The sequence below is a fragment of the Streptomyces sp. NPDC026589 genome, assembly GCF_040638385.1.
Classification (GTDB): domain Bacteria; phylum Actinomycetota; class Actinomycetes; order Streptomycetales; family Streptomycetaceae; genus Streptomyces.
On record NZ_JBEZYG010000004.1, the window covers coordinates 24,039 to 39,412 of the forward strand.

Sequence of the window (15,374 nt, forward strand, 5' to 3'; positions counted from 1 at the left end):
GAGCAGTCCGTACAAACGTGCCCCCGTCCGGAATTCCGGACGGGGGCTCCCGCTCGCCGGGGAGCTCTTGAGAGGATGTCGCCACGACGGGTCGCCGCTACGGGGCGACGGGGGCGGGGCGACGGGGGCGGGCGCGCTCCTGGCCGCGCTCCGCTGGCATCAGGGGGTAGCAGGTCCGTGAATCGCATCGGAGTGACCGGTCACCGCTCCATCCCCGCCGAGGCCGAGGCCCATGTGCTCGCGGGTCTGCGGGCCGCGCTGTGCGGCCTCGACGGCGCGACGCAGGCGCTCTCCAGCCTGGCGGTCGGCGCCGACCAGCTCTTCGCCGACCTCGCCCTCGCCTGCGGCGCCGAACTGACCGCCGTGATCCCCAGCGGCGACTACGAGGCCTGCTTCGAGAACGCCGTCGACCTCGCCCGCTACCGGATGCTCAAGGCGCGCGCGGCGCAGGAGGTCCGGCTCGACTTCCCGCACTCCACCGACGAGGCGTACTACGCGGCGGGCGCCTACATCGCCGACCACTGCGACCGCCTGCTCGCCGTCTGGGACGGCCTCCCGGCCCGGGGCCTCGGCGGCACGGGTGACATCGTGACGTATGCCCGCACGCTGGGCCGCCCGGTCACCGTGATCTGGCGCGACGGCGTACTGCGCGGCTGACCCCGGAGGGCGCCATGACGGGAGGCCGCCCATGACCGGTGGGCGCCCGCCGAGCAGGCCGTACGAGGAGAGATGCTCCCGACCCCGTACGGCGGCCTCCCCGGCTCACACGCGATGTCTGACCAGCCAGTCGGTGTGCTCGGGCGACACGATCCGCTCGGTCTCGAAGACCGCCGCCGGCCAGTGCCGCTCGGTGAGGGTGGTCTCCATGGCGGCCTGCATCGACTCCAGGTCCTTCTCCACCAGCGAGTGCGCCGAGATCAGCGGATGGTGCCGCCGCATCTCGTTCCAGGCGAGACAGGCCGCCGCCGCCGCGGAGAACGCCCCCGTCAGGCCGAACGAGCGCCCCACCCCGAAGGCCTGGAGAACGCTCAGCGCCAGCGCCGGGAGCGTCAGCGCGACAATGGCGCCCGACCACAGGAGCGCCCCGCGCCGGGAGGCCTGCTGGCGCCTGCGGTACCAGCGCCGCTGTTCGATGAGCCGGTCCCGTACATAGGTTTCCTTGCGCACCGTGTAGGCCTTGTTCCGTAACGCGCGCATGGATTCCGTGATGAGGCCGCCGGAATCCGGCAGTTCCTCGCGCGGGTCGGCCCAGCCCACTTTCCGTAACTCCTGGAGGCCGTCCTCCAGACGATTGGCGAACAGCGCCTCCGGGTGCTCGGACGCGCTGTCGAACGGTGCGCCGTGGACCGCGTAGCGCCAGCAGTTGGACTTGATGAACTCGGCCGCAGAGCGGTTCAGTTGCCAGTGCGACTTTGCTTTGCGGTGGGAGGCGAGGAAGGTCGCGAAGAGCACGCCCAGATAGGCCAGCACCGCGGCGCCGTACAGGGCACGGGCCGCCGGTCCGTCCTCGGTGTGCCAGGGCAGCGCCGCGGGCACCGTGCCCGCCACGAGCAGCGCGAGCTGAGCCCGGGTGGTGTTCACGGCCTCACGCTGGCGGGCCACGGCGACCGCGTCGGTGTGGTGGAACAGCGTCGGCAGGTCGTCGTTCCTGAAGACCATGGATCTCAGCGGCTCGGGCAACGCCGTCATGGACGCCTCCGTCTGCAGTTGTCGTCTGACCCGGCCGGTCGTGGCGCCTGCCCCGCCCGGGCCACGAGAGTAGGGGGGAGGACCGGACGCGGCAAGAGCGTCCCGGCTCCTCGGACGGTCACCACGACAGGGTTCGGCCACTTCCGCGCGGGTGACCTTCCTCACATCGCGACTCTGTGGCAAGGTGGTTCAACTGGGCTGAACCAGACGTGAGTTGCTGCCCCCTGTGGGGGGGTGCGACCACCTCCGTGCGGGGAGGGGCCATCGAGAGTGACCGGGACGGCGGGCGTGCTCTCGCCGCGGTGCGCCGGGCGGGTCGACGCGCCGCGCGCCCGGGCGCGGGTCACGGGCGCCGTGAGCGAGGGCCGCGAACCCGTCCTGGACCGCGTGCGCGTCGCCCGGGCGCGACACGATCTCCCTGGCGAGGAGCTGGTGAACGGGTGAACCGTCGTCCCGCCGGAGCCTCCCGGCGCCCGCCGTCCGGGACCCGCGCGGTGCGCGCGCCCGGCACCTGTGCGAGCGCTCTCGCCGGCGGCGGGAAGCCTCTCACCTGCGCGTGCCGGCGGCGGGCCGGACAGCCCCTGGGCCCGCCGGTTCCGCCGCTCGTCCCCCGCTCACCCGAGCGGCCGAGCGGAAGGTGCGTTCCGAGTTTCGAATCCAGGTGTCAAGGCCGCTCCGCCGGCATGTGGAAGAGCCTCCGCGGTAGTAAAGTGCGCGTGCCGGAAGGTGTGATGACACGCAATCCGGCAGCGTTTCAATGTCCGGAAACAGACCCCTTCAGGATCCCCCTAGGACGGCCGTGAAGACCTACGGAACCACCCCCGCCTTCGCCTCTGCGAAGAACCGCGCGACCCTCTCGGCGACCGACGTTCGCAGCGCCGAGGCCGCCAGGAAGATCAACCGCGTATGCGGTGCGACAACGGCCAGGTCCACCCGGATCTCCACGTTCAATTCGGCTCTCTGAGCCGACGTCGGAAGCGGCTAGAATGACGGGATGACAGGACCCCTGGTCCCCTTCCGTGAATTCGTGCTGAAAGTGCACAGCAGGTGCGATCTGGCCTGTGATCATTGTTATGTCTACGAACATGCCGACCAGAGCTGGCTGACACGCCCCAAGACCATCTCTGACGAGGCAATTTCCTGGACTGCCCGGCGCCTGGCCGAGCATGCGACGACTCATGCGCTTCCCTCCGTAACAGTGATCCTGCACGGTGGGGAACCGCTCCTGGCGGGGCCCGCGCGACTGCGACGGGTCTGCGAGGAGCTCGGCTCGGCTCTGCACGGCATCGCTGAGCTGGACCTCAGGATCCACACCAACGGCGTCCAGCTCAGCCCTCGTTACCTCGACCTGTTCGACGAGTTCCACGTCCGGGTCGGGATCTCGCTCGACGGCGACCGCGCGGCCAACGACCGCCACCGGCGATTCGCCGATGGACGCAGCAGTCACCCGATGGTGCTGCGAGCCGTCGAACTGCTCCGCGAGGAGCGCTACCGCCACCTGGACCTCGGCCTGTTGTGCACGGTCGACATCCACAACGACCCGGTGGCTGTCCAGGACGCTCTCGCCGCACTCCGGCCCCCGCTCGTCGACTTCCTGCTGCCGCACGCCACCTGGGACGACCCGCCCCCGCGGCCGGACGGATCGCCCACCGCGTACGCCGACTGGCTCCTGACGGTCTTCGACCGCTGGACGGAGCAGGGCCGCCCCATGCCCGTCCGCATGTTCGCCTCGGTGCTCTCCAGCCTGAACGGCGGCCCCAGCCTCACCGAGTCCCTCGGCCTGGCCCCCACCGACCTCGTCGTCATCGAGACCGACGGGCAGCTGGAACAGGTCGACTCGCTCAAGAGCGCCTACGAGGGCGCCGCCGCCACCGGGTTCGACGTCTTCCGCAACACCTTCGACGAGGTCGCGGCCCACCCCGGCGTCCGGGCGCGGCAGCTGGGTCTGGCCGGGGTCAGCGAGACCTGTCGCCGCTGCCCCGTCGTGCGCTCGTGCGGCGGCGGGCTCTACACCCACCGGTACCGCTCCGGCAGCGGCCCCGCAGGTCTCGACAGCGGCTTCGACAACCCGTCGGTCTACTGCGCCGACCTGGCCGCCCTGATCCGGGGCATCGAGGAGCGCACGGCCGCGGCCACCGAGTCGCCCGCCGTCCGGGCGCCCGACGAACTGCTCGCCGCCCACCAGGACCTGACCCGGACCCTGCTCGCGGCTCTCCACGACACCCTCGACGGGCGGGGCGGGGCCCTCTGGGACGACGCCTGGCGGCTCGCGGCGACGCTGGAGGCGGAGACCCCGGGCGCCGAGGCGCTCGACACGGTGCTCGCCCACCCCTACACCCGGACCTGGCTCGTCGGCGCCCTGGAGGACGTCGAGGAGGGCCGCGGCCTGACGGGGCCCGCCGCCGAACGGCTCGGCGCCACCGTGGCCGCCGCCGCCGTCCGCGCCGGACACGACCTGTCCGTGCCGGTGGCGTACCGGGACGGAGGCCTGTATCTGCCCACCCTCGGCACCGTGCTCCTCGGCGGCCCGGGGGAGCGGGGAACGGCCGTGGTGCGCGCCACGGCCGACGGATTCCTCGTCCGCCGTCCGGAGGACGCGCCCGGCACGGAGCTGCGCATCGCCCCCGATGAGCCCGAGGGCCCGCACTGGCTGCCCGTACACGTCCTGCGCCGGGCGCCCGCCCCCGTACTCCTGCTGGACGACCTCGACCCCCTCCGCGACTGCTTCGACGTCCCCGCGACCGACCGCCTGGAAGCGGAGGAGGCCGACGCCTGGGCACACCGGGTCGGCGAAGCCTGGTCGTTGCTGGCCGACGCCGTGCCCGGCCAGGCGGCCGAGGCTGCCCGTACGTTGACCACGCTGACCCCCCTGTTCACCGGTGACGCCGAGCCGGGGCGCCACGGGCCCGGCGCGCTCGGCGTCGGGCCGTCGGCGGAGGCGAACGAGCTGGCACTCGGCCTGCTGAGCGGATTCCGCCGGGCGAAACTGCGGGCGCTCGGTGAAGTGACGGATCTTTACGCCTTGGACGGTACCTGGGAACATCGGACGCCTTGGGGGAACGAACACGTGACGTTCTCCCGACTGCTGGCCGAGACATTCGAACGGGCGGGGCTCGGGCTTTACGACCCGCGCTACCTCACGGGTGTTCCGGAAGCTCTCGACAAGATCGAAAACGCGGCGGAGGTGACGGTCGACGGAAAACAGCTGATCTCCGCTGTCCGCAAGGAGATCAGCGGAACCCGGAGTGCGACCGAGAAGAATGGCGGCAGGAGCTTCCCGTCGTCCGGTCATGCGGCGAACGTCATGGGATCTGACCAGAAAGTGACGTTCGAATGACCGAACGGCAGGGGGGTGGAAAGCGGTCCGCTCCGGAATGATGAGTTCGCTTCCACTCCCTATCCTCCTTCCGGGATGCGAGTGCTCACACAGGACGGGGGTCGTGTGCACGCATCGACGCAACAGCGAGCGGTGGGCCATCGGCCGTATTTCTTTCTGAGTTACGCCCACACGCCGGGGTACGGCGGCGGCACGGACCCCGATATGTGGGTCGAACGGCTTTTCCAGGACCTCTGCGGCCATGTGATGGCCATGACCGACTTACCCGCGGGCGCGCCCGCGGGCTTCATGGACCGGGAGATACGTTCCGGAGAGGGCTGGTCCGAACGGCTCGGCGACGTCCTCGCCACCTGCCGGGTCTTCGTCCCGCTGTTCTCGCCGCGCTACTTCGCCAGTGAGATGTGCGGCAAGGAGTGGTACGCCTTCGAACAGCGCGCCATCCACCACCGGGCCCGCTCCAACCAGCCCGCCGAGGCCATCGTCCCGGCACTCTGGGTACCGGTGCCGCCGAGCCAACTGCCCGGCTCCGCGGAGCGGTTGCAGTTCAACCACCGTGATTTCGGGGAACGGTACGTCAGCGACGGCCTGTACGGCCTGATCAAGCTCAGACTCTTCGCCGAGGAGTACGAACGGGCCGTCTACGAACTGGCCAAACGCATCGTGAGCGTCGCCGACTCGGTCCGCATCGACACCGGCCGGCCCGTCGACTACCGCCTCGCGCCCAGCGCCTTCGGCTCCCCCAGCAGCGGAGTCGGCGCCCCCCGGCCGATGCAGATCACCATCGCGGCGCCGACGCGCCACGATCTGCCCGAGGGTCGCAACAGCGACCACTACGGCGACCACCCCCAGGACTGGAACCCCTACTACCCGGCCGCCGCGCGCCCGCTGGCCTATGTGGCGGAGGAACTGGTCCGCTCCCTCAACTACCAGGCCGTCATCACCTCGTTCGACGAGGACCGGCACGACGGCAAGACCCCGCCCACCACCCCCGAGATCCTGCTCGTCGACCGCTGGGCCCTCCGGGACGAGGACCACCGCCGCAGGCTCGCCGCCTTCGACGCCGAGAACCGGCCCTGGGTGACCATGGTCGTGCCGTGGAGCCGCGACGACCACCAGAGCAGAGCGGCGGAGAGCGAGCTCATCGAGACGCTCGAAGCGACCATGCCGATCAAGATGGGCCAGGGCCGGGCCCTGTGCCGGGCCGCCGCGAAAGGAGTGCCCACCATGGAGGCGTTCGGTCAACTCCTGCCCCAGGTGGTCGAGGTGGCCGCCCAGCAGTACCTCAAGCACGCCAAGGCCTACCCTCCCGGATCCGGTGGCGGCTCCGGTGAGCGGACCCGGCTCACCGGCCCCATGGGCAGTACGAGCTACATCCCCGACCCGCACGACCCTGCGACGGAAGCGGAGGACCTATGAGTGCCGGTCGTGACGGGCGCATCGTCACCTTCTACTCGTACAAGGGCGGTACCGGGCGCACCATGGCGCTCGCCAACACCGCCTGGATCCTCGCGGCCAACGGCAAGCGGGTACTGGCCGTCGACTGGGACCTGGAGGCCCCCGGGCTGCACCGGTTCTTCCACCCCTTCCTCGACCCGGCCACCCTCGGCGCCACCACCGGCGTGATCGACCTGATCACCGAGTACGCCTGGGCCGCGACCAGCCCCGCCCAGCGCCCCGAGGACTGGCACCGCGACTACGCGCGCATCCAGCCGCACGCCGTGTCGCTGACCCCGGAGTCGCTCGGCTGGGAGTTCCCGCAGGGCGGGACGCTCGACTTCGTCTCCGCCGGACGGCAGAACCGCGAATACTCCGCGACCGTCTCCACGTTCGACTGGGACAACTTCTACGACCGGTTCGGCGGCGGCCACTTCTTCGACGCGCTGCGCGACGACATGAAGGCCAACTACGACTACGTCCTCGTCGACAGCCGGACCGGCCTCAGCGACATCGCCGACATCTGCACCGTCCACCTCCCGGACGTGCTCGTCGACTGCTTCACCCTCAGCGACCAGTCCATCGACGGCGCGGCCTCCGTCGCCCGCCAGATCGCCGAGCGCAACACCGGCCGTCCCATCGCCCTCTACCCCGTCCCGATGCGCATCGACGAGGGCGAGAAGGAGAAGGCGGACGCCGGGCGAGCGCTGGCCCGGCTCAAGTTCGACCGGCTGCCGCGCGACCTGTCCGGCGACGAACTCACCGCCTACTGGGGCGCGGTGGAGATCCCCTACCGGCCCTACTACGCCTACGAGGAGACGCTCGCCACCTTCGGTGACGAGGCCGGGCTCTCCAACTCGCTGCTCTCCGCCTTCGAACGGCTCGTCGCGGTCATCACCGACCGGGAGATCACCTCCATGCCCCCGATCGGCGAGGAGGTCCGCCTGCGGATCCGCGACGCCTTCACCCGGCGCAGGCCCGCCCTGCCCGCCGATCTCTTCCTCAGCTACGTGGCGGAGAACCGGATGTGGGCCGACTGGCTCGAATCGATCCTCACCCGGGCCGGTTTCCGGGTGGTCCCGCGCGACGTCTCCGCCGAACGCTCCCCCGACGAGCCCGCCGACACCACCGCGGAGAGCGCCGCCCGCACCGTCGTGCTGCTCTCCAGCGCCTACCTGAAGTCGCAGCGCGCGGTCGAGCTGTGGGAGCGGACCGCCGCGGAGGCCGTCGGCAGCGGCCGCCGCCGACTGGTTCCCCTGCGGGTCGGGGACGTACGCCTGAGCGCCCCCTACATCGACCGCAACCCCGTCGACCTCTTCCGGCTGGACGAGGTGCACGCCACCACCGCCGTGATGCGAGCCCTGGACCGCCCGGTGCAGGTGGCGGACGGGGTCTCGCCCGGGCCCCGCTTCCCCGGCACCGTGCCGAGGATCTGGAACGCGCCGCCCCGCAACCCCGGATTCACCGGCCGCTCCCTCGTCCTGGAGCGGATGCGCGACCAGCTCGGCGGCGGCCTGGCCGTCGTCCTGCCGCAGCCGCAGACCCTGTACGGACTCGGCGGCGTCGGCAAGACCCAGGTGGCCCTGGAGTACGTGCACCGCTTCATGGCCGACTACGACCTGGTGTGGTGGATATCGTCCGAGCAGACCGACGACGTGGTCGCCTCGCTCGCCGAGCTCGCCGTCCGGCTCGGCGCCCAGGGAGGCGACGACATGGCCGCAGCCTCCCAGGAGGCCGTCGACCTGCTGCGGCGCGGCGTGCCCTCGGACCGCTGGCTGCTGGTCTTCGACAACGCGGACGACCCCGAGCAGCTGCGCCGCTACTTCCCGCAGGGAGGTTCCGGCCACATCCTGGTGACCTCCCGCAACCAGAGCTGGTCCCAGCACGGGGACGCGCTGCCCGTGGACGTCTTCCTGCGCGAGGAGTCGATCGAGCACCTCCAGCGCCGGGCGCCGGGGCTCAGCGACGAGGACGCCGACCAGGTGGCGACCGCCGTGGGCGACCTCCCGCTCGCCGTGGAGCAGGCGGCCGCCTGGATCGCGGAGACCGCCACCCCCATCGACGCCTATCTCGAACAGCTCGCCCAGCAGGCGCCCCAGGTCCTCGGGCTCAACCAGCCGGCCGGCTACCCGGAACCGGTCGCCGCGACCTGGAACATCTCCATCGCCCGGCTGAAGGAGCGCTCGCCCGCCGCCGTGCGGCTCCTCCAGCTCTGCGCCTTCTTCGCCCCGGAACCGATCTCCGCGAACCTCCTCTACAGCAAGGAGATGATCGACGCGCTGAAGCCGTACGACTCCTCGCTCCAGGAAAAGCTGGTGCTGGGCCGGGTCATCCGGGAGATCGGCCGGTTCGCCCTCGCCAAGGTCGACCAGGTCTCCAACTCCATCCAGGTCCACCGCCTCGTCCAGGCCGTGATCAAGGCACAGCTCAGCGAGGAGGAGCAGCGCGAGGCCCGGCACGTCGTCCACCGCATCCTGGCCGGCGCCCGGCCCGACGACGACGAGCCGATCGACAATCCGGAGACCTGGCCGCGCTTCGCGACGATCTGGCCGCACCTCGGCCCCTCCGATGCCCGCAACTGCAAGGAGCCGGAGACCCGCAGGCTCCTGATCGACCGGGTCCGCTACCTCTGGAAGCGCGGCGACGTCAGGACCGCGGGCGCGCTCGGCGACGAGCTGCGGGAGATCTGGCGGGAGAAACTGGGGGAGCGGGACCTGCAGTACCTCTACCTCTGCTTCCACCTCTCCAACATCCTGCGCACCCGGGGTCGTTACGTGGAGGCGAAGGAGCTGGACGAGTTCACCCTGGAGCGGCAGCGGGCGGTTCTGGGCCCCGAGCACCCGCACACGTACATGACCACCAGCAGCCTGGCCATCGACCTCGGCCTGCTGGGGGACTACGCCCGGGCGATCGAGATGGCGACCGAGGCGCACGAGGGGTTCGGGCAGATCTTCCACGACTCCCACCCCCGGACCCTGGCCGCCGCCAACAACCTGGCCCTGAACCTGCGCAGCGTCGGCCAGTACGCCCGCGCCCGGGAGATCGACCAGGACGTCTACGACCTGCGCTCCCAGGTGCTCGGACCGGAGCACCCCTACAGCCTGTCCTCCGCCATGAACCTCGCCCGTGACCTGCGGGAGGTCGGACGGTACGAGGACTCGGTGGGGCTGCTCAGCACCACGTACAACAGCTTCAAGGAGACGATGGGCCGCAGCTTCCCCACCACGCTGAGCGCCGCGAAGAGCCTCGCGGTGTCGTTGCGCAGGGCGGGCCGGCTGGAGGACGCCCGCCGTCTCACGGTGGCGACCCGCGCCCGCTACCGGGCGAAGTACACCATCGCCAACCCCGACTCGCTGGCCTGCGACCTCAACCTCGCCGCGGACCTGTTCGCGGCGGGCGAGAGCGCCGAGGCGAGGGACACGGCGCAGGAGGTCGTGGACCAGTTCATGAAGGTGCCGGGGGAGAGGCACCCGTACACCCTGGCGGCGCAGAACAACCTCGGCGTCTATCTGACGGGGGCCGGGGAGACGGAGGCGGCGGAGCGGGTGCTGAAGCTGGTCGTCGCCTCCATGCGGGACACGTTCGGTCGCGAGCACCCGAACACCCTGTTCTGTGTGATGAACCTGGCCAGCGCGACGGCGGACCGGGGAGAGCTGGACATCGTGCTGAAGACCGAGCAGCGGCTGTCCGGGCAGCTGCGCGAGGCGCTCGGGGCGCACCATCCGGAGACCCTGGCCATGACCTCGAACATGGCGGTCACGCTCGCCGCCGTGGGGCGGGATGACGAGGCGGTGCAGTTGCGGGCGGAGATCGTCCCCGAGCTGTCGCGCCAGCTCGGCGACGATCATCCGCTGGTCCGGATGGCCCGGACCGACGAGCGGTTCCGGCGGGAACTGGAACCGATGTCGGTGTGACCGCCCGGCCGGGAGGGCTCACCCTCCCGGCCGGAGCCCCCGCACGGTCCCGTCCGGGGGCTCCCGCTCGTCCAGCAGCCAGTCGAGGACGCGGGGGAGCATGGGGAACGCGTCGAAGTGGGCCGCCTCCGGTTCGAGTACGGCGGTGGCGCCCGGTATCTGCCCGGCCAGCCAGCGGGAGTGGCCGACCGGGGAGAAGACGTCCTGCACCCCGTGCCAGAGGAGCACCTTGCCGGTGATCCGGCCGGGATCGAACCCCCAGGGGCTGCAGAACGCGATGGCGTCGTCGATCCAGCCGTACGCCGAGGTGCGCAGCCCCTCGCTGTAGTTGCGCAGCAGCATGGAGCGGATCCCCGCGTCGTTGACCACCACCCGGTCGGAGTCGGTCAGCTCCCGGCGTAGGTCGTCCAGGAGCCTGACCGGGTCCCGGCGGATCTGCGCCGAGCGCGTGATGAAGGACTCCGCCAGGCTCTCCGGGTCGTCTGCCGCGGTGGAGTACGCGAGCACGTTGGACGCGGTCATCCCGTCGAACCAGTCGAGACCGGCCGCGTCCGGGGGCGCGAGACTGACCAGCGCCGCGGTCCGGGTGATCCGTTCCGGCATCAGCGCCGCGCAGGCCAGGGCGTGCGGGGCCCCGCCGGAGCGGCCCACCACGGCGAATCGCTTCAGGCCCAGGGAGTCGGCGATGGCCCGGACGTCCTCGACGACGTCCGCGATCCGACGGCCCTCGTGCCGGTCGCTGCCGCCGTATCCCGGGCGGTCGTAGGTGATCAGCTGCGTATGGCGCTGATACAGCACCATGCCGCGGGGAGCGGGCCCGAGCCTGCTGCCCGGAGTGCCGTGAAGGAGGAAGACCGGTCTCCCCCGTGGATCGCCCATCCGCTCCACCATCAGATGCCGCCCGTCCGCCGCGAGCACCCGATTGCGCACCCGTTCCTCCTCCGCTCGGTCACCCGGCCGGCCCGGGCACGGTGTGCCCGGCGTGTGCTGCCCTTTCGATGATGACCCATCAGGGGCGTTACCGGGACTGTTGGGCGACAGGAACTGTGAAGGTACGGGGAGGCTCCCGGTGGACGAATTCCGTCGGCATCCGGACGGGTCGGTACACCATCCGGACCGGCACCGGCGAATACCGGACAGGACTAGTCCTCACCCAGGGGCTGTCGACGGTTGCACCGGGTGTTCGCGATCGGAACCGACGTGGCAAGACCCGGGGTAGGTGAACACCTCGCGGGCGTAGCGTCGCTGTCGTGTGCACGTCTGGAAGCCGACCTTGTGCGCGTTTCGCCGCGTCGGAATAGTGGGCGCCCCATCCTCCGTGTACGGGCACCCCACTTGCTCCGTGCGCGGCCCCACAGGAGGTCGAAGTTGAAGCATCGACGCATATCCAGGAAGCGTGCGACACTGGCCGGCTCGGCCGTCGTCGCCCTGGTCGCAGCGGGATTCACGTTCCAGACTGCGAACGCCAGTGACGATGTGCCGGTATTCGCGGCCAAGACCCTCAGCGCGGACGCGGCCGGAAAGCTGGCCACCGCCCTGGACCGGGACCTGGGCGCGGACGCGGCAGGCTCGTACTACGACGCCACGGCGAAGGCCCTTGTCGTGAACGTCGTCGACGAGGCGGGCGCCGAGCAGGTCCGCCAGGCGGGCGGCAAGGCCCGAATCGTGGAGAACTCCCTCGCCGAGCTGAAGTCGGCCCGGGGGACCCTCACCGACAAGGCGACGATCCCGGGCACCTCCTGGGCGGTCGACCCGGTGAGCAACAAGGTGCTCGTCACCGCCGACAGCACGGTCGACGGCGCTGCCTGGAAGAAGCTCTCGGCCGTGGTCGAGGGTCTCGGCGGCACGGCCGAACTCAACAGGACGGCGGGTGAGTTCACGCCGCTGATCGCGGGCGGCGACGCGATCTGGGGCTCCGGCTCCCGCTGCTCGCTCGGCTTCAACGTGGTCAAGGGCGGCGAGCCGTACTTCCTGACCGCCGGCCACTGCACCGCGTCGGTCACCAGCTGGTCGGACACCCAGGGCGGCTCGGAGATCGGGGCGAACGAGGGCTCCAGCTTCCCGGAGAACGACTACGGCCTGGTCAAGTACACCTCGGACACCGCGCACCCGAGCGAGGTGAACCTCTACGACGGCTCGACCCAGGCGATCACGCGGGCGGGCGACGCGACGGTCGGCCAGGCGGTCACCCGTAGCGGCTCCACCACCCAGGTGCACGACGGTGAGGTCACCGCGCTGGACGCCACGGTCAACTACGGCAACGGCGACATCGTCAACGGCCTCATCCAGACGACGGTCTGCGCCGAGCCCGGCGACAGCGGCGGCGCCCTCTTCGCGGGCGACACCGCGCTCGGTCTGACCTCGGGCGGCAGCGGCGACTGCTCCTCGGGCGGCACGACCTTCTTCCAGCCGGTACCGGAGGCGCTGGCCGCCTACGGCGCCGAGATCGGCTGACGTTCCACCGCGTCACGGCGACACGGAGAGGCCCCCGGCGTACCGGGGGCCTCTCCCTTGTGCGGTGCGGGCGGAACGGGAACCGGCGGCCGGGAGGTCAGGCGGCCTTGGGCAGATTGTCGGAGTCAGCCTTGGCCGGGGAGACGCCGAAGGCTTTCACGGCCTGGTAGTAGGTCCAGGCCGTGCCGTTGCACGAGGTCTTCGTCGCGCCCGAGTAGCGGGCGCACACGCGCTTGAGGTCCTCGTAGAAGGCGGAGTCGATGCGGGCCTTGTTGGCGGAGAACGTGCCGGCGGCCTTGTAGTTCCGGTAGCCGAAGTCATGGCGGGCGCAGGAGGTCTGGAAGGGGAAGCCGAACGGGTTGTCGGGGGAGCTGCTGCAGTAGTCCGTCGACCAGTTGAAGCCGTACGCCGACCAGGCGCCCTGGTTGTTGCGGGCGGCGTTCCAGGCGTTGTGGCTGGAGGCGCTCGTCTGGGTCCAGGAGCTGAGCACCTGGGGTTTGTCGGCGGGGGCGGCCGCGGCGGAGGCGGCGGTGATCAGGCTGAGCGGGAGCGACAGGGCGACCGCGGCGAGCGGAACCGTGAATCGACGACGCATGAGCGACCTCCGTGGGGTGAAAGGAGTGGTCCAGGCCGTGCTCCTCGTCGGGTGGTACGAGGCCGCTCCAGCATGTCGTCATGCACCTGTCATGACTAGGCGTCGCGCTGACCGGACATCAAGAATTGGTGCGCACGTCAGATGGGGCCGCCCGGCGGGGCGGCCCCATGAACGTTCTACCGAGCGGAAGGGGGGCGGGCGTCAGGCAGCCGTCGATCCGCCGGCCGTGCGTGCCGTCTCCGTACCGTCATCGTCCCGTCCGGCCCGGTGCCGCATCGACAGCAGCAGGGTCAGTGCCGTGCCGGCGACCGCCCAGGCCGAGAGCACCAGCAGGGGCCCGGTGACCGCGTTGCCCCGGAAGTAGGCGATCGAGCGGGTCACCCAGGTGCCCGCGCCCGGAGGGAGGGCCGGGCCGATCGCCCGCCAGAAGTCCGGGAGCATCGGGAGCGGGAAGGCTCCGCCCGCGCTCGGGTTGCCGGCGATGACGATGATCAGGACGGCCAGGCCGATGCCGACGATGCCGGTCAGCGCCTCCAGGGCGAGCGTGATCATGCCGACCGAGAAGACGACCAGGGCGCCGAGGCCGGCCAGGCCCCAGAAACTCCCCGGCAGGGCGCCGAGGATCGGGCCGATGATGACCGCGCCGCCGATGCCGCCCGCGATCGCGTACAGCGCCATGACCACGGTCCGGATCGTGGCCCGCTGCCGGTTGGCGGGTTTTGTGCCCGCGCTGATCGCCAGGATCGAGGCGCAGAGGTAGCCGCCGACGCACCAGCCGACCACCAGGTAGAAGGACGAGAGTCCGTCGAAGTCGTCGGCGGAGGCCGGCGCCACGTCCACGGTCCGCACGGCCCGCTGCTGGGAGCCCTCGACCTGGGCGATGATCTTCTCCAGGGCGCCGGAGAGAACGGTCCCGCCCCCGGAGGCGACCAGCAGGGTGTCGGTGCGGCCCTCCGGCGAGACGATCAGGGCGCCGTCGATGTCGCGGTTCATGATCTGCTCGCGGGCCTCGGCGGCGCTGCTCACCGTACGGGGGTCGAGCGGTCCGCCGGGGAGCCCGTCCAGCCGGTCGACGAGCTGCTGGGACATCTGCCGCGGGGCCACCACCCCGAAGGCCACATCCGTCGGCGTGGGCTTGTGCAGCGCTCCGACGTAGGAGGCGATGAACAGCAGTTGCAGTCCGAGCACACCGATGACGAGCAGGGCGGCCCGTGGGGTGACGGCGTTCTTCACCTCGTCGACGAAAGTCATGCCCCCACGGTCCCGGCGTGACGGCGTCCGCGCAGGCGGGGCGGGGCCGAACGGCGTAGCGCGGGGTCGGGCGGGCCTCGGGCTTTCCTTTCGTAAGGGCATGTTCTGCGGTAAGTTCCAGCCGTGGACGTGAGCTCTGAGGTCAAGGATGAGAAGGCCGTCGCGATGAGCGACGCATTCACGGCGGACTGCCCGGCCCGCACGGTGCTGAATCACGTCAGCAGCCGATGGGGGGTGCTGATTCTGGCCGCGTTGCAGGAGGGGCCGATGCGCTTCTACGTGCTACGGGACAGGATCGGCGGCATCAGCGAGAAGATGCTGTCCCAGAATCTGCGGGTGTTCGTGCGGGACGGGCTGATCGCCCGTGAGGTCGAAGCCACGGTGCCGCCCCAGGTGACCTACTCGCTCACCCCTCTGGGGCGGGAGCTGGCGGTGACACTGGGCGGCCTGGTCGAGTGGGTCACGCACCGGATCGGAGATGTCCTCGCCGCGCGCGAGCGCCATGACGACGTGAAGTGAACCCGCTGTCCGTCCGGCGCCCCGCTCCCGGTGGAGCGGGGCGTCTTTTCGTGTCGGGCGACTTCTCGAACGTTTCCCCGGGCCCGGCCGTCAGGCCTGCGCGCTATCGGCCCGGTCCGGGGCTGACCGACAGGTAAGCCCTTACCAATCGAAAGCTCAAAACCTAGGGTAAGCCCGACGG

At 70.9% G+C, this 15,374-nt stretch carries 12 protein-coding genes; 8 read left to right on the top strand and 4 right to left on the bottom strand.

The window, feature by feature from the left end; genetic code table 11:
- Positions 1 to 177 precede the first annotated feature (177 nt).
- A complete protein-coding gene (locus tag AB0F29_RS08200; protein WP_361868797.1) occupies positions 178 to 657 on the top strand; it encodes a hypothetical protein in 480 nt (159 codons plus the stop codon).
- Between the two features lie 105 nt (positions 658 to 762).
- On the opposite strand, the gene AB0F29_RS08205 is transcribed toward AB0F29_RS08200, so the two are convergent.
- The gene (locus AB0F29_RS08205; RefSeq protein WP_361868799.1) at positions 763 to 1,689 is read right to left on the bottom strand and encodes a DUF4231 domain-containing protein; all 927 of its coding nucleotides are present in this window, start codon (positions 1,687 to 1,689) and stop codon (positions 763 to 765) included.
- A 270-nt stretch (positions 1,690 to 1,959) separates the two neighbouring features.
- Here AB0F29_RS08205 and AB0F29_RS08210 point away from each other — a divergent pair, with 270 nt between their 5' ends.
- The 5 genes from AB0F29_RS08210 (at position 1,960) to fxsT (ending at position 10,374) form a co-directional block, all read left to right on the top strand.
- Positions 1,960 to 2,133 carry a hypothetical protein gene (locus AB0F29_RS08210; RefSeq protein ID WP_361868801.1) on the top strand — a complete coding sequence of 58 codons (174 nt, stop codon included), beginning with the start codon at positions 1,960 to 1,962 and terminating at the stop codon, positions 2,131 to 2,133.
- Between the two features lie 355 nt (positions 2,134 to 2,488).
- The gene (gene fxsA, locus AB0F29_RS08215) at positions 2,489 to 2,653 is read left to right on the top strand and encodes an FxSxx-COOH cyclophane-containing RiPP peptide (protein WP_361868804.1); all 165 of its coding nucleotides are present in this window, start codon (positions 2,489 to 2,491) and stop codon (positions 2,651 to 2,653) included.
- 30 nt (positions 2,654 to 2,683) lie between these two features.
- On the top strand, positions 2,684 to 5,026 hold the full coding sequence (gene fxsB, locus AB0F29_RS08220) for a radical SAM/SPASM protein FxsB, inactivated metallohydrolase extension form (RefSeq protein WP_361868807.1): 2,343 nt from the start codon (positions 2,684 to 2,686) through the stop codon (positions 5,024 to 5,026).
- A gap of 75 nt (positions 5,027 to 5,101) precedes the next feature.
- Positions 5,102 to 6,442 carry an FxsC protein gene (gene fsxC / locus AB0F29_RS08225; RefSeq protein ID WP_329153758.1) on the top strand — a complete coding sequence of 447 codons (1,341 nt, stop codon included), beginning with the start codon at positions 5,102 to 5,104 and terminating at the stop codon, positions 6,440 to 6,442.
- Complete coding sequence (gene fxsT / locus AB0F29_RS08230; protein WP_361868810.1) at positions 6,439 to 10,374, top strand: FxSxx-COOH system tetratricopeptide repeat protein; 3,936 nt, start codon at positions 6,439 to 6,441, stop codon at positions 10,372 to 10,374. Before fsxC ends, fxsT begins: the two co-directional genes overlap by 4 nt.
- A gap of 18 nt (positions 10,375 to 10,392) precedes the next feature.
- Here the strand turns inward: fxsT and AB0F29_RS08235 are convergent, their stop codons facing one another.
- A complete protein-coding gene (locus AB0F29_RS08235; RefSeq protein WP_361868812.1) occupies positions 10,393 to 11,304 on the bottom strand; it encodes an alpha/beta hydrolase in 912 nt (303 codons plus the stop codon).
- Positions 11,305 to 11,649: 345 nt separating this feature from the next.
- Between AB0F29_RS08235 and AB0F29_RS08240 the strand changes: the two genes are divergently transcribed.
- Complete coding sequence (locus tag AB0F29_RS08240) at positions 11,650 to 12,828, top strand: S1 family peptidase (RefSeq protein WP_361868815.1); 1,179 nt, start codon at positions 11,650 to 11,652, stop codon at positions 12,826 to 12,828.
- A gap of 97 nt (positions 12,829 to 12,925) precedes the next feature.
- Here the strand turns inward: AB0F29_RS08240 and AB0F29_RS08245 are convergent, their stop codons facing one another.
- A complete protein-coding gene (locus AB0F29_RS08245; RefSeq protein WP_361868817.1) occupies positions 12,926 to 13,423 on the bottom strand; it encodes a phospholipase in 498 nt (165 codons plus the stop codon).
- Positions 13,424 to 13,624: 201 nt separating this feature from the next.
- Complete coding sequence (locus tag AB0F29_RS08250) at positions 13,625 to 14,674, bottom strand: DUF3533 domain-containing protein (RefSeq protein ID WP_361868819.1); 1,050 nt, start codon at positions 14,672 to 14,674, stop codon at positions 13,625 to 13,627.
- A gap of 165 nt (positions 14,675 to 14,839) precedes the next feature.
- Here AB0F29_RS08250 and AB0F29_RS08255 point away from each other — a divergent pair, with 165 nt between their 5' ends.
- Entirely contained in the window at positions 14,840 to 15,193 is a 354-nt protein-coding gene (locus tag AB0F29_RS08255; protein ID WP_361869545.1) for a helix-turn-helix domain-containing protein, read from the top strand.
- The last annotated feature ends 181 nt before the right edge of the window (positions 15,194 to 15,374 follow it).

Coding starts and splice junctions, on each gene's coding strand:
- fsxC (WP_329153758.1), top strand. CDS start 5,102: ATGCGAGTGCTCACACAGGACGGGGGTCGTGTGCACGCATCGACGCAA.
- AB0F29_RS08250 (WP_361868819.1), bottom strand. CDS start 14,674: ATGACTTTCGTCGACGAGGTGAAGAACGCCGTCACCCCACGGGCCGCC.
- fxsB (WP_361868807.1), top strand. CDS start 2,684: ATGACAGGACCCCTGGTCCCCTTCCGTGAATTCGTGCTGAAAGTGCAC.
- fxsT (WP_361868810.1), top strand. CDS start 6,439: ATGAGTGCCGGTCGTGACGGGCGCATCGTCACCTTCTACTCGTACAAG.
- AB0F29_RS08205 (WP_361868799.1), bottom strand. CDS start 1,689: ATGACGGCGTTGCCCGAGCCGCTGAGATCCATGGTCTTCAGGAACGAC.
- AB0F29_RS08255 (WP_361869545.1), top strand. CDS start 14,840: ATGAGCGACGCATTCACGGCGGACTGCCCGGCCCGCACGGTGCTGAAT.
- AB0F29_RS08245 (WP_361868817.1), bottom strand. CDS start 13,423: ATGCGTCGTCGATTCACGGTTCCGCTCGCCGCGGTCGCCCTGTCGCTC.